At 46.3% G+C, this 14,658-nt stretch carries 13 protein-coding genes and 1 other annotated feature; of the genes, 1 reads left to right on the top strand and 12 read right to left on the bottom strand.

Annotation, left to right across the window (positions count from 1 at the left end; translation table 11 throughout):
* Nucleotides 1–64: 64 nt before the first annotated feature.
* The 3 genes from OVA33_RS10040 to OVA33_RS10030 all read right to left on the bottom strand — a co-directional run bounded on the left by OVA33_RS10040 (nucleotide 65) and on the right by OVA33_RS10030 (nucleotide 3,668).
* Nucleotides 65–376 (bottom strand): rhodanese-like domain-containing protein, encoded by a 312-nt coding sequence (locus OVA33_RS10040; RefSeq protein ID WP_007613212.1) that lies wholly within the window; start codon nucleotides 374–376, stop codon nucleotides 65–67.
* Nucleotides 377–492: 116 nt separating this feature from the next.
* The gene (gene leuS / locus OVA33_RS10035; protein ID WP_015240416.1) at nucleotides 493–2,907 is read right to left on the bottom strand and encodes a leucine--tRNA ligase; all 2,415 of its coding nucleotides are present in this window, start codon (nucleotides 2,905–2,907) and stop codon (nucleotides 493–495) included.
* A gap of 109 nt (nucleotides 2,908–3,016) precedes the next feature.
* Nucleotides 3,017–3,230: a binding site (T-box leader), on the bottom strand.
* A 102-nt stretch (nucleotides 3,231–3,332) separates the two neighbouring features.
* Complete coding sequence (locus OVA33_RS10030; RefSeq protein ID WP_015418038.1) at nucleotides 3,333–3,668, bottom strand: DUF4257 domain-containing protein; 336 nt, start codon at nucleotides 3,666–3,668, stop codon at nucleotides 3,333–3,335.
* Between the two features lie 388 nt (nucleotides 3,669–4,056).
* Here OVA33_RS10030 and OVA33_RS10025 point away from each other — a divergent pair, with 388 nt between their 5' ends.
* Nucleotides 4,057–4,842: a YtvA family blue-light photoreceptor gene (locus tag OVA33_RS10025; RefSeq protein ID WP_128974229.1), complete on the top strand. Its 786-nt coding sequence runs from the start codon at nucleotides 4,057–4,059 to the stop codon at nucleotides 4,840–4,842.
* Between the two features lie 40 nt (nucleotides 4,843–4,882).
* Here the strand turns inward: OVA33_RS10025 and OVA33_RS10020 are convergent, their stop codons facing one another.
* The 9 genes from OVA33_RS10020 to OVA33_RS09980 all read right to left on the bottom strand — a co-directional run bounded on the left by OVA33_RS10020 (nucleotide 4,883) and on the right by OVA33_RS09980 (nucleotide 14,623).
* The gene (locus OVA33_RS10020; protein WP_017418406.1) at nucleotides 4,883–6,067 is read right to left on the bottom strand and encodes an MDR family MFS transporter; all 1,185 of its coding nucleotides are present in this window, start codon (nucleotides 6,065–6,067) and stop codon (nucleotides 4,883–4,885) included.
* A 195-nt stretch (nucleotides 6,068–6,262) separates the two neighbouring features.
* Nucleotides 6,263–6,973 (bottom strand): YwaF family protein, encoded by a 711-nt coding sequence (locus OVA33_RS10015; protein ID WP_063636800.1) that lies wholly within the window; start codon nucleotides 6,971–6,973, stop codon nucleotides 6,263–6,265.
* Nucleotides 6,974–7,080: 107 nt separating this feature from the next.
* The gene (locus tag OVA33_RS10010; protein ID WP_014418683.1) at nucleotides 7,081–9,021 is read right to left on the bottom strand and encodes an FtsX-like permease family protein; all 1,941 of its coding nucleotides are present in this window, start codon (nucleotides 9,019–9,021) and stop codon (nucleotides 7,081–7,083) included.
* Nucleotides 9,018–9,773 carry an ABC transporter ATP-binding protein gene (locus OVA33_RS10005; RefSeq protein WP_015387828.1) on the bottom strand — a complete coding sequence of 252 codons (756 nt, stop codon included), beginning with the start codon at nucleotides 9,771–9,773 and terminating at the stop codon, nucleotides 9,018–9,020. Before OVA33_RS10005 ends, OVA33_RS10010 begins: the two co-directional genes overlap by 4 nt.
* A 102-nt stretch (nucleotides 9,774–9,875) precedes the next feature.
* A complete protein-coding gene (locus tag OVA33_RS10000; protein WP_017418409.1) occupies nucleotides 9,876–10,880 on the bottom strand; it encodes a sensor histidine kinase in 1,005 nt (334 codons plus the stop codon).
* Entirely contained in the window at nucleotides 10,873–11,568 is a 696-nt protein-coding gene (locus tag OVA33_RS09995) for a response regulator transcription factor (RefSeq protein WP_014418686.1), read from the bottom strand. Before OVA33_RS09995 ends, OVA33_RS10000 begins: the two co-directional genes overlap by 8 nt.
* 63 nt (nucleotides 11,569–11,631) lie before the next feature.
* Complete coding sequence (locus OVA33_RS09990) at nucleotides 11,632–12,942, bottom strand: ABC transporter permease (protein ID WP_021494489.1); 1,311 nt, start codon at nucleotides 12,940–12,942, stop codon at nucleotides 11,632–11,634.
* On the bottom strand, nucleotides 12,932–13,627 hold the full coding sequence (locus OVA33_RS09985; RefSeq protein ID WP_007408816.1) for an ABC transporter ATP-binding protein: 696 nt from the start codon (nucleotides 13,625–13,627) through the stop codon (nucleotides 12,932–12,934). Before OVA33_RS09985 ends, OVA33_RS09990 begins: the two co-directional genes overlap by 11 nt.
* A 15-nt stretch (nucleotides 13,628–13,642) precedes the next feature.
* Nucleotides 13,643–14,623 (bottom strand): hypothetical protein, encoded by a 981-nt coding sequence (locus tag OVA33_RS09980; RefSeq protein ID WP_017418411.1) that lies wholly within the window; start codon nucleotides 14,621–14,623, stop codon nucleotides 13,643–13,645.
* Nucleotides 14,624–14,658 lie beyond the last annotated feature (35 nt).

The following is a 14,658-nucleotide window of genomic DNA, read 5'->3' as shown; positions in this document are numbered from 1 at the left end:
CCCGTTTTTTTATAAAAAAAGAAGAAAAAGACGCACGTCCCTTTTCTTCTTTCAATTCAAAGCGTTATTTCTTCGGCTTTGTTTCGCCTTCCCACTCCAGCATGCCGCCTTCAACATTAACCGTACGGAAGCCCTGCTCATGTAAATACATACAAACGTTCATGCTTCTTTTTCCGGAACGGCAGATAAATACATATTCCTTGTCCTTGTCTAACGCATCCATCTTCTCAGGGATGTCTCCCATGCGGATGTGAACGGCCTGCGGAATCATTCCTTCGGCAACTTCTTCGTCTTCTCTGACATCAATCAGATACAGCTCTTCTCCCGCTTTTAATTTTTCTTCCAGTGCGGCTGTGCTGATTTCATTTATTTTCAATGTGTGACACTCCCATTCATCTTTATGGTGTTAAGTATACCAAAGCCTGCGGTGCAATTTCTATGATAGAGGCCTGATAAAAAAGCCCCTCTCTGTAGGAGAGGGGCTTCGTCCGGTCAGTTTGCCACGATATTGACAAGCTTGCCCGGTACGGCAATGATTTTTCGGATCGTTTTTCCTTCAAGCTGCTCTTTTACTTTTTCGTCAGCTTGTGCGAGCTGTTCTAATGCTGCTTTATCAGCATCAGCCGGAACCATTAATTTCGCTTTTACTTTTCCGTTCAGCTGGACGACGATTTCCACTTCATCATCCACCAGTTTTGATTCGTCATAAGCAGGCCAAGCCTCGTATGCAATCGAACCTTCGTGGCCGAGTTTTTCCCACAGTTCTTCCGCCAAATGCGGCGCAATAGGAGAAAGCAGCTTCACAAAACCTTCGATATATTCTCTCGGCAGTTCATTCGCTTTGTAAGCTTCATTAATGAAGACCATCAGCTGAGAAATGCCCGTGTTAAAACGAAGGGCTTCGAAGTTTTCTGTCACTTTCATGACCGTTTCATGATAGACGCGCTCAAGAGTTTCGCCCGCGCCTTCTGTCACTTTGCCCGTCAGCTCGCCGTTTTCCTCGATAAACAAACGCCATACACGGTCAAGGAAGCGGCGAGCTCCGTCAAGACCTGATTCAGACCAGGCGATAGATGCATCAAGCGGCCCCATAAACATTTCGTACAGGCGGAGCGTATCTGCTCCGTGAGACGCCACAATTTCATCCGGATTGACGACGTTTCCGCGGGATTTACTCATTTTTTCATTGTTTTCCCCGAGAATCATTCCTTGGTTATACAGCTTTTGGAACGGTTCTTTCGTCGGCACGACACCGATATCGTAGAGGAATTTATGCCAGAAACGCGCGTACAGAAGGTGAAGCACGGCATGCTCCGCTCCTCCGATGTAAATATCAACGGGCAGCCATTTATCAAGTTTCTCAGGTGAAGCGAGCTGATCCGGATTTTTCGGGTCGATAAAGCGGAGGAAATACCAGCAGCTTCCCGCCCATTGCGGCATCGTGTTCGTTTCTCTTCTGCCTTTTTTGCCCGTTTCAGGATCAGTGACTTCCACCCACTCTTTAATGTTGGCAAGCGGTGATTCACCTGTTCCGCTCGGTTTGATCTCATCGGTTTTCGGCAGAATCAGCGGCAGCTCTTCCGCAGGAACGGCTGTTGACGTGCCGTCTTCCCAATGAATAACCGGAATCGGCTCGCCCCAATAGCGCTGGCGGCTGAACAGCCAATCACGCAGGCGGTATGTCACTTTTTTCTCACCGTTTTTCGTTTCTTCAAGCCAGGCGATCATTTTTTCAATCGCTTCCGCTTTATTCAGTCCGTTCAGAAAGCCGGAATTGACATGCTCTCCGTCTCCCGTGTACGCTTCTTCTTCCGTGTTTCCGCCTTTTACGACTTCTTTGACAGGCAGGCTGAACACTTTGGCGAATTCAAAATCACGTTCATCATGCGCCGGCACGGCCATTACAGCGCCCGTTCCGTAAGAGGCGAGGACATAATCCGCTATCCAGATCGGCAGCTTTTCTCCGTTTGCAGGGTTTACGGCATATGCGCCCGTGAAGACGCCTGTTTTTGTTTTCGCAAGATCCGTCCGTTCCAGGTCACTTTTCGCCTGTACTTCTTTAACATAAGCGTCTACCGCTTCTTTTTGTTCAGGCGTCGTGATGGCCTCCACAAGCTCATGCTCAGGAGCCAGTACGGCATAAGCCGCGCCGAACAGCGTGTCCGGTCTTGTCGTAAACACCGTAAACGTGTCATCAGTGCCGTCGATCGCGAAATGCACGTTTGCGCCTTCTGAGCGTCCGATCCAGTTGCGCTGCATGTCTTTAATGCTTTCCGGCCAGTCAAGGTCTTCTAAATCTTCAAGAAGCCTGTCCGCATAAGCGGTGATTTTCAGCATCCATTGTCTCATCGGGCGGCGTTCAACCGGATGGCCGCCCCGCTCGCTTTTGCCGTCAATGACTTCTTCGTTCGCAAGCACCGTTCCGAGCGCCGGGCACCAGTTGACCGGCACTTCGTCTACGTAAGCGAGCCCTTTTTCGTACAGCTTGGTGAAGATCCACTGCGTCCACTTGTAATAGTCCGGATCAGTCGTATTGATTTCACGATCCCAATCGTAAGAAAATCCGAGTGATTGGATCTGGCGGCGGAAATTATCTATATTTTGTTTTGTGAACTCAGCCGGATCATTCCCCGTGTCAAGCGCGTATTGCTCGGCAGGAAGCCCGAACGCGTCCCATCCCATCGGATGAAGCACATTGTATCCTTGCATGCGTCTCATGCGCGAAAGGATATCGGTTGCCGTATAGCCTTCCGGATGTCCGACATGAAGGCCGGCTCCTGAAGGATACGGGAACATGTCAAGCGCGTAAAACTTCGGCTTGTCATTCTCTTCACTGACGGCGAACGTTTTATGATCCAACCAGTAATTCTGCCATTTCTTTTCTATTTTTTCGTGCTGAAAACTCAACGTAAAAACCTCCTTCTGATTGAATACGGCGTATGTAGTCCAAGTATTGACGGGATGAGAAAGATTATATTCAGATTATTCTAAAACTAAAAAAAACTCCCTCATCCCAAAAAGGGACGAGAGATTTTTATTTCCCGCGGTACCACCCTCGTTAGCGCGGTTTTAAGCCGCACTCACTTGATACTTTTAACGCAGTTATGCGTCAGCGGTTTTGCCGCTGCAACTCTGAGGCGAGTTCGGAAACAGACTTGATTGACTTGCACCGGCCGTCAACTCTCTGATTGCAAAATCTGCTTCTTACTGCTCCTCTTCACTGTTCTTATCGCTACCGTAATCTTACCTGTATTTTATAGAATTCTGTTCATAAGTGCAAGCAGGTTTGTATACAATGGGAATGTACCCGGAACGGGTCATGAGCGGGGATATTATTTTGATGGAGGATTTTTTTGCTGGTGTGGTTTTGCTTCGGCCGAATCACTGTTTTGTTCTCTGACAAAATCAAAGCTCCTGAGAACAGCTTCTCCGCCGTAGCCTGCGATTATGGATAAGATGACGAGTTGAATTCCTGAATCGGGGTCAGCGGATAAGACAAGTAAGATGGAAGCAGCCATTCCGATAAAACCATCTTCCAAAAAACCGAGATAGATAAACCGCTTTGTCATTCTGGGTTTCTCCAGCCTGCCTCTCTTTTTCACATGACCGAGAACCCCCATGATTCCTCCAATTACACAAGCAATTATTACCTGATGCAGCATCTTCATCACCTTCCTAAAGCCCTTATTTAGTAAAGCGACTTCAGGCCATCCAGCCCCCTTACGAATACGATGATTTTCGATATCTACATACCGGCGATTGAGCAGGAAAGTAAAAAGCTTGTTTCTTCCATTATATGTGAACACATGATCGGTAAGCTTGATGCATTAGATTCATTTTTCACCCAGTGACAATGACCTAGTCACTTACTTAGCGATGATGTGCCTTCCCCTTATATATTCAGTGTATATGAGGACAAGCCCGAATGACAAATTGCAAACTTCGGCTGCTTGAATCAGAACATATGTTATGCTACGGTTACTGTAGATTCATTTAAAAAGGGGAGAAACAATGGCTGAAAAAGCGCGCAGCTTTACGGCCAAAAGGGGGTTTTACATGGCTGACTCAAATGTATTCGGAAAACCGGAGCAGCTGGAGCTTATCAAAAAGGCGCTTGATCACGCACGTATCGGCGTGGTGATTACAGACCCCTCTCTTGAGGACAATCCCATCATATATACAAATCAGGGATTTATGGATATGACAGGCTACTCTTCCGAAGAGATATTAGGTAAGAACTGCAGATTTCTGCAAAGCAAAGAAACCGACCGTCAACAAGTCGCGAAAATAAGAAAGAGCTTAAACCAGAAAGAAAAGATCACGGTGCGGCTGAAAAATGTCAAAAAAGACGGCACCCCATTTTGGAATGAACTCAACATTGATCCTCTGTATGTTGAAGACAAGCTCTATTTTGTCGGTTTTCAAAAAGACATCACAGAGCAGAAAGAATACGAAAAGCTCCTTGAGGATTCCCTCGCAGAAATCACGACACTGTCAACGCCGATTGTTCCGATCCGAAACGGCATCTCCGCTTTGCCGTTAGTGGGAAACTTAACAGAAGAACGATTTGATTCAATCGTGACAACTTTGACGGACATATTAACCGCATCTAAAGATGATTACTTAATTATAGACTTATCAGGTCTGGCCGAGGTAAACGAACAGACCGCAGACCGGATTTTCAAATTGCACCACCTGCTTAAATTAATCGGCACGAAATTGATTATCACCGGGATCAAGCCTTCCCTCGCCATGAGAATGAATCAGCTTGATGCCAGCTTTTCTTCATTAAAGACATATTTAAACGTTAAGGACGCGGTCAACGTGCTTCCGGTCGTATAAACAAAAAAATCCCGCCGAAACAGCGGGATTTTTTATGTCGTCATCGCACTTGGACGTTTTGTTTACTAACGGTTTTCAGGCGTTTGTCGTACAGCACCGTCGCTGCGATGCTGACAACAAGAAGCACCATCAGGATCAACAGCAGCACGCTCATTCCGTACTGATCAACCAGCACGCCGCCAAGAAGCGGCCCGATCATTCTGCCGCCCGTCGCCGCACTGTTGACGAATCCTTGGTAAAACCCTTCTTTCCCCTTAGGCGCAAGCTGATTGGCAATGGTAGGCACGGCAGGCCAGACAAGCATTTCTCCGACGGTTAAAATCACCATTGCGGTGAGGTACATCGGAAATTGCTTGGCGCTGAGAAGCACGCCGAACGAGACGATAAAAATACAAAAGCCGATGACCATCTGCGTTTTTAACGCACCGGACCATTTTTTCAAAACAACTCCTATGAGAGGCTGTCCGGCGACAATTAATATTCCGTTTACGGTCCAGAGCACACTGTATAATGAAAGCGGCATACCGATGCTTTGAGTATGTGACGCAACGGTTGTGGACCACTGAGAATAGGCAATCCACCCGAGAACATACCCGCCGCTCAATATGAGAAGCGCCGTAAATTTCGTTCTGCTGCTGACAGGCTCGTAGTCCAGGACAGAAACCTGGCTCGCATTTCCGGTTTTGATATTTCGAAACCCGAAAAATACGATAAGGAAAAACAGCACATACAGCATAGCATTGGCTAAAAACACGTACGTAAACGAGTACGCCGCAACCATCCCGCCGAGTGCCGAGCCGACGGCGACACCTGCGTTCTGAGCTACATAAATCGCATTAAAAGCTCTCCGCCCGCCTTCTTTCCATACCGCTCCCGCCATGGCGTAACTGGCCGGAAACACGATACCGGAACCGAAGCCGACAATGATGAGCAGCCAAATATAAACGGGCCATTGGTGAAACAGAACGAGTCCGAGAAGACTTGCCAATGTGATCATAATGCCGAGCATAATGGATTTGAATCCGCCGATTTTATCAAACAAAAATCCGCCGCATAAATTCCCCGCCACACTGGCACCGGAATTCAGCATCAGAACAATCCCCGCAACAGTCAGCGATTTCCCTAAATGATTATGAATATAGATCGTATTCAGCGGCCACAAAAAAGATGCGCCCGTCACATTGATAAACATTCCGATGATTAATATCTTCAAAGCGCGCGGCATACCGATCCCCCTCTCTCTATAAAAAACCCCATGAAAAAACGGAAACCGCAAGCCGCGGCTCCGTATCGATCACGTTATCATAGCACATTCATTCTATCGCCGCGGACGTCTTTTTTCAACATCAGAATCTGAAAAAAATAATGCCGGAATGTTGAAAAAATTACAAATGATTGGATTCGCAAAAACAGCCCGGCCTCATGCTCTTTTCCTCAGCAGCCAAAACGGAATATACAGAATGAAAAAGCTCAATATCACCGCCGCTTCCATTGATAGAAGATACCACGGCCAAGGTCCGAAAACATTCAGAAGCGAAGCGGTCTTCGGTTTTTTCATTAAATATAGATAATTTGCATTCAGCACACGATCAATAAAAAAGACACACGCCCCGTACAGATTTACGATCAGCACCGACACCCACAGCCCGCGCGCCGACGGTCTGTACCTTTCTGCAGCGGCCATGAATCGACAGGTAAGAAAAACACAGCCGTGGGAGACGAAAAACACGATGTACCGAAAATGCGGGAAAGAATACGCCCCTAAATCAGGTGTTGCCATCGCCTGTACGGCGCTGCCCAAACCGGCAAAATAGAGGAAGGCGAACAGCTTTTTGCTTTTTGTCATAACCATCAGCATCGCCAAATAGACGGAAAGGTCGCTCAGCTGCAGCGGCAGAGCTGTTTTCAGCGACCATGCATGATGACAAAGCAGCCATATATGATAGCTGATCTGCGACACGGCAAGGAGAATGAATAGTACATAGCGGATCATGCGACTCTGGTTGAGCTTTTTCCGGAATACGATCACGCCCGCCCCCAGCAATCCGATGATCAACAGCGTGAAAATGTGTTCCTTGGAAAAAAGATGAAAGGCCCCTGTTTCAGATTTCAATTGAAAATACTTCTGCATAAGGCTCCCCCGCGCGAAAAAATGACGTATGTCTATTCTTTTAAAAATCGCTTTCTTCTATTCATACAAAAAAAGCCTCCGCTTATGCGGAGGCTCCTCAACTTGTTTTACAAGGCGGATTGAATGACCTTTTTATAATACAGCACCGACAGCATGCCGAAGATGGAGTACAGCAGCGTATACAGCGCCATGACGATGATCATCGGCGTCCACACTTCCGTTCCGAATAAAAACCATCCTGACTGAACGGCAAAATAGCTGTGGAACAGCCCGAGAACGAGAGGAATCCCGAAATGATACGCCTGCTTCCGGCGGATGCCTTTCAGCAGATCTCCCGTTGTGAAGCCGAGCTTCCGCAATATCGTATAATCAGCCTTCTCATCCTCACACTCGCCCATTTGTTTAAAATAAAGGATACAGCCTGAGGTAATCAGAAAGGTTAATCCTAAAAACCCGACAATAAACATGATCAGCCCCATGTTTTTCTTTTGGGTGTCAGCCGTTTCAAATTGTGAAAGCGCGCCGTCTGAATAGTGCTGCGCCTGAAACAGACCATCAGCTTTTTGGATGTCCTCTTCTCGTTTGAGTGTAATGCCGAAGAACCGATTTGATTTTCCCTGAATGGACGGGTCGATATCTTTCTCGATCCGGTCGAATACCTGCTGCGTGACGATAACGGTCGGCAGCCCTCCGCTTGTAAATGTATATGACAGGAGGAAGTCGTTCTTCAAGCCCTTATACGCCAGCGGTATTTTATCCGTTTTGCCGTTTATATCAATGGAACCTGACGTTTTCAGGTCGAGAAATCTTTTCATCATATCATTATATCCGGTAAACACGGCTTCTCCGTCAGAAAGCTCCGTCCCTTCTGCGTCTTTCTCGCTTATAATCGGCAGCGCCAAGCTGGACGGGTCTTGTTGAAAGCTTTTCATATCGCCGTTTATGATGTTCTTCATATTGACACCGGCTTGAATGGTCTTGATTGTTTTCACTTTGTGTTCAATTCCGTTTTTCTTCAATAAAGCGGTAAATGAGTCAGTCTCCTTTTGGTTATCAAACGCAAAGTCCGCGGCTGTATTTTGCTCAGCCGATTTTTCCGCGGAATAGTACGAGATATAGCTTAAAGACAGCAAACCGATTGCCAGCGCCGAAAGAGTCGTAATAATCGTCAGCAGGACGGCGTTTGACTTCATCCGGAACATGATGGATGACAAAGACAGCACTTCACTGACATTCAGATACCCGCCTTTTGATTTCCGGATGAGATTTGCCAGAAAGCTGACCGAACCTTTATAAAACAGATAGGTTCCGATAATGACCGAGCCGAGAATAAACACCATTGCCGAAAACAGTTCATTCATGCTCGTAAAACTGCCTCCGAATAAATCCGCGGACACGGCATAGCCGGCGATAATGGCCGCAATACCGACAACGCCGATCGACATCTGCACCCAAGAAAGCCGTCTTATGCCGCTTTCTGACGATGACGCGGTTTTAAATAAAGACAAAATGCTTTGCCGTTTAATAAATAAGTAATTCATCATCATAATCAGCAGGTAAATTGCCCCGAACACAATTAACGTCTGAACGAGCGCCTTGCTTGAAAAAAACAGTGAGACAGAGGCTTTCACACCGACTGTATGAAACAGCATCATCATACATAATTTCGAGAGAGAAAAGCCGGCAAAAATACCGATCCAAATCGATCCGAAATACAAAATGAAATTTTCTGCGCTGAGTATGCGGAAAATGTGCATTTTCGTCATGCCGATTAATCGGAATAAGCCGATTTCCCGGCCGCGCCGTTTAATAAAAATGGTGTTGGCGTATAAAAGAAATACCGACACGATCGCCACAAGCAGTACAGAGGCGGCCCGGATTGCCGCCGCTCCTTTTATGGAGCTTTTCATTTCATCAAGCGCCGGATCGTATTGCATCGTGACAAACGCGAAATAAAGGGCGGCGCTGAACACCAGCGCAAAAACGTAAAGGTAATAGTTTTTCATATTCTTTTTCAGGTTCTGGAAGATCAAATGATGAATACTCATGCCTGAACTCCGCCCAATACACTTTGCGTTTTCATAATATCCTGAAAAAAGTCCGGTCTGTCCTGGCCGCCTTTATTCAGCTGTGTATACACACGGCCGTCTTTAATGAAAACCACACGTCCGGAATAGCTGGCGGCAACCGGATCATGCGTCACCATCACAATGGTGGCGCGGCGTTTTTGATTCAGACGGCTGAGTTTATTCAGTAAATCCGTGGCAGCCTTTGAATCGAGCGCTCCGGTCGGCTCATCAGCAAAAATAATGCCCGGCTCGTGAATAACAGCTCTTGCGGCAGACGTCCGCTGTTTTTGCCCGCCGGAAATTTCACTCGGATACTTATGTCGCAAATCATAGATCCCAAGCTCCTCTGCCGTCTCGGCAAATCGCAGGTCCGCCTCTTTCTTAGACATTTTCGTAATGGATAACGGCAGGAGTATGTTTTCTTTCACGGTCAGGGTGTCCAATAAATTATAATCCTGAAAAATAAAGCCAAGATGCCGTTTTCTGAATTCGGCAAGCTGTTTTTCTTTCATGGATGTAATCTCCGTCTCATTCAGTTTAATGGTGCCCGCGCTCACTTTATCAATGGAGGAAAGCACATTCAAAAGGGTCGTTTTCCCTGATCCCGACGGGCCCATAATGCTGACGAATTCCCCTTTGTGAATCTGAAGATCAATTCCTTTCAGCACCTCTTGTTTATTCAGCTTGTTTCCGTAGCTTTTTTGGATATTGCCTGCTTCTAAAATCATCACGTTATGATTCTCCTTTTACATTGGTTATCTTTATTTTAAAAACAGAAACCGTTTTTTTCGTTTGATTAAGCGAACAAAAGAGAAAAGCATGTGACACTTTTGTCACACGCTGAACATGCTGACGGCATCGTTCTGTTTCGGAAACACCAAGGTAAAAACCGTGCCGCTTTCCGGCTCAGAGCGCACGCTGATCCGGATAAGAAGCGGAGCCGCGGCTTTTCGAGCCAAATACAGGCCCATCCCCGTTGACGCGTGATCACGCCTCATTCGCGTCGAGGTAAATCCCTTTTCAAAAATGCGCGGAAGATCTTTGGGCTCGATGCCGATGCCGCGGTCTTCGATATCCACATGCACCCGGCCGTTTTGTTCATAGCTTTTTACGGTAATGTCATCCGCTTCACTGTATTTGACGGCATTGCTTAACAGCTGCCTGATGATGAAGGAAAGCCATTTTCCGTCACTGTGAACGTCTGGTGAATCAAGCTGAATGTCAAACCCGATCCCTTTTTGTATACACCATGATTGCAGATTTTTAATTTCTTTGAAAACGAGCGGTCTGAGCTGAATGCGCTGGAATGATAAATCATTTTCAATAAAGGACAATCGTTTCTGATGAAGCTGCTGGTCCAGAAGATGGTGAATCCGCAGCCATTCATACAGCAAAGGGGCTTTCAGCTGCTGTTCATCAAGGCGCTCGATCATGAGATGCATCGCTGTCAGCGGTGTTTTGACCTCATGAATCCATGACATCAGATCGTCCTTTTCATGCTCTGACGCCGCCTGAAGATGAAGGGAGCTTTTTCTTAACTGCTCCGTCTGCCCTTCAATGCTTTCTTCAACGATAGACTCAAACGGACTGTCAGGCGCTTTAAGATAAGACATGTCTAAATTGGCGTCCCATTCTCTTAAGCTTTTATAATAGGCGGTCTCTTTACGATAGCGGAACAAGAGAAATACAAGAAACACAAGAAGCGACAGGTAAACGAAATACAGCACCGAAAAAAACGGAATAGACGGATCAATATATGCCGCAAAAAGGAGCACAGCCTGCTGAAAAAGAAACATCGCAATCCAGCTTTTTCTTTCGAGCAGAAATGACTTAATCATAAAGACCGTCTTCTTCCTTTGCGATGTATCCCTGCCCCACCTTGGTTTCAATCATTTTCCCGATGCCTAATTGATCGAGTTTTTTCCGCAGCCGGTTGACATTCACCGTCAGCGTATTATCACTGACGAAACGCTCATCATTCCATAGGCTTCTGATGAGTTCTTCCCGGCTGACGATTTTATTTTTCTGCTCAGCCAGCAGTTTTAAGATCAGCATTTCGTTTTTGGTCAGCTCGACCGAACCGTTTTTACGGCTGACCGTGTTGGTTTCTGTGTCAATGACCGCCCCGCACCATCTTTTCATCAGCGCCGGTTCTGTGCCGTATTGGTGCACACGGCGGAACACCGCCTGTATTTTCGCGATTAACACATCAAAGTGAAAAGGCTTCTGAATAAAATCATCTGCCCCGAGCTGCATCGACATGACCATATCCGCGGGATGATCGCGTGAGGACAAAAAGAGAATCGGCACGTTTGATTGGGAGCGTATCATTCTGCACCAATGAAAGCCGTCAAATTTCGGCAGCTGTACATCAATGATCACCAAATCAGGCTTAATTTCAGAAAACTCCCGGATAACCCGGCTGAAATCTTTTATTCCGTGCACCGCAAATGACCAGCCCGTTAATCTCTCTTTCATCTCGTGAAACAAAGTGTTATCATCTTCTATTAACAAAATGTGAAACATGGTATCCGCCCTTTTCTGATAGATAGAGGAAAAACCGGCTGATGTACAGCCGGCTTTTTTCCTTTACAGTTCTCTTCTTAATGCAGTCAGAACGTTGGTTTTTGTCGCTTTGCGGGCCGGATTCATACCGGAAATCACCGCGACCCCCGCACAAATGACAACTGCGATCACAACGAGGCTGAGCGGGATATAGGAGAAGGTATAATGAAGATCTTCAGCTCCGGTGTTTCCCCCTACCGCTTTCAAGATAACCGGCACAGCCAGATTGACGGCAAAACTCACTCCGTAAGAAATGATAATCCCGATGACAGAACCTAATATCCCGATATAGGCGCTTTCCATCAGGAACATTCTGCGGATGATGGACGGGCTTGCGCCGATCGCTTTCATAATCCCGATTTCCTGCGTTCGTTCCGTCACCGCCATCGTCATCGTATTGAAAATACCGATGGCAGAAATCACGACGGCGATAAAGCCGACAAAGATCAGGCCGATTTTAAAGACGAGGAAGAAGGTATTGACGCCCTTCAGCTCGGTTGTGACAGATCTGACATAAAAGCCGTCATCCGTGAGGTCATGGGTAAGCTGATCGACATGTTCGAATTTGTCCGCATACACATTGATGTTTTTTTCCACATTTCCATTCTTCAGATCCAAGAATGTTGAGAAGTCCTTCTTGAATTGATCACTCACAAAAATATTTGTATCCTCTATCCAATCTTGGGACGGTTTTTTTGTAATTCCGACTACTTTGAAGTCGTACGTTTTCGTTTTCTCAACGTCTCCGTCTTTGTTTGTTTTGGAGATGCTCAGCTGTATCGTTTTATTAAGCAGGTCTTTCGTATAGCCTTTTGGTTTTTTCACCTCCGACATGTCGCCTTGGTGATCCTTTAACTCTTTGTCGTAAGCGTCAGCCTCTTTTTTCGTCAATAAGTTCTTCGCAAAATCATAGCCGACCACGATTTCATTCTCTGTACGGGCGACCCTTCCCTGATCAAGCTCCATATTGGCTTTGACTTCATCGTTCATGTTTGTCAGCACAATGGCAGAATCTTCATTTGTTCGGTTTCCTAACGACGCTTTATTCGGTTCATACACTTGTGTTCTTTCAACGACAGACTTGACATTTTTATACTTTTCCAAGTCTGATTTCTTCACGGCTTTTCCGTTCTCTTGGCCGAGCACATTGATTTCCGTAACAATCTGCTGGCTCATCGTAATGTCTGTAATCGTTTTTTGGATGCCGAATCCGACGGACGCCAGCACGACCAAAAACGCGCACGCCATTGTCGTTGCCAGCACCGTCATGAAAACACGCAGCCGGTTTTTCTTCATATTTCTTCTGATAAAGTGAATCTGATCCTTAAATCTCAACAGTAACGCCCCCTTTTAATACACCGTCATGCAGCTGGAATTTTGAATGCGCGATTGAAGCGACTTCATCGTCATGCGTAATGATGACAAATGTAATCCCGCGCTCCCGGTTCAGCTGCTGAATTAACGCAAGCACCTCAAGCTCCGTTTCTGAATCGAGGCTTCCCGTCGGCTCATCAGCTAAAATAATCGACGGATTTAAAATCAGGGCTCTTGCGATACTGACACGCTGCTGCTGGCCGCCTGACAGCTCATTCGGATAATGATTCGCATGATTCTCAAGTCCGACCCGTTTCAGCATGTCCGCGACTTTTTGCTTGCGTTCAGACGGTTTGACGCCTTTTAAGGCAAGCGGCATTTCAACATTTTCATAGGTTGTCAGACTCGGAATGAGCTGAAAACTTTGAAAAATAAAACCGAAATGCCCGAGGCGGAACTGCGCCCACTCTTTTTCACTGAAGCCCGTCACATCAGTGCCATTAATGACGATACGACCCTTCGTCGGCGCTATGTATCCGGAAATTAAATTCAGAAGCGTTGATTTTCCGGAACCGCTCCGCCCGACGATACAGGCAATTTCCCCTTTTTCAACGGTCAAAGAGACATCCTTCAATACCGGAACCTCACTCTCTCTGCCTTTCCTGCCGATTTTAAATGAATGATCAATATGCTGTACTTCTATCACGTACACCACTCCCCCTTATATCTGTTTCGTTTTTTTATAGATGAAGTAATAACTGATGAAAAACCCGATAATCGCACCGAGAAGCATGCCGAATATGTAACCGGTATACGAACCGTTATAAGCATATCCGCATACCCCCGCACTTCCCAGCATACTGAGCACCATGACGAGCACTTGAATGGTGCGTTCAATGTATTTGCTTAGGATAAAATGTCCGCTTCGTTCACTCGGCATTTTCAGGAAATTCGCATAGCCGAATAGATAGAAACAAAATCCCATAATTGCGGAGATTAACAATGCGTGTTTCATGTAATACATCCATGAGGTATGGATGTAAGCGGCAGGCATGAAATAGATCAGAAATCCGCTCCAAGGGAAATCAATATCCGGCACAGCCTGCCTGCCAAAAAGGAACTCAGCGTTTAACAGGTAAATCGTCATAACCACGATCGGAAAGACGGAAACCGTGAACGCCGTGATCAGCTGCGCCGCTAAATTGCCCGTTATCGTGCCGGCAGCTGTCACTAATGCATAAATCATCAAGCTGATGACCAGCATCCCTGCGCTGAATGATTGAAAATGATGGACAGCATCAGGTTTAAGCGCTAGAAACAATATGTCAGATACTCCGTAAGAAACAAACTGCGAGCCGGCTAACACGGCTGCTCCCAAGAAAAACTTCGTATGAAATATCCGGCTTCTCGAATACGGAAGACTCAGTGTAAACATCCTTTCAGCCCGGCCTGCTCTTATCAGAAAAAGCCCTATCATAACCGGAGGAATGAAATGCAGCCCAATCAAATTTTGATTGCTGTAATCAATGCTGAACGTACAAACTGAACCTGAATATTGATGAAGTGTTTTTAAACAATCCTTATAGTGAAAATACTCATTTATAATTGCCAAAGGGCCTAAAATAGCTAAGAACCCCGCTGTAAGAAGCAGCAGCGTCTGCCGCTGCTTCCATTCTTTATAAAGCAAACCGCTAATCGGCACCTTGCCTTCCTCCAAACTGCTCATTTTCAAACAGA

Source organism: Bacillus sp. KICET-1 (assembly GCF_027721405.1).
In the GTDB taxonomy this organism is placed as follows: Bacteria; Bacillota; Bacilli; order Bacillales; family Bacillaceae; genus Bacillus; species Bacillus velezensis.
The sequence above is the reverse complement of the archived record's forward strand: the minus strand, read 5'-3'. Positions and strand labels throughout refer to the sequence as shown.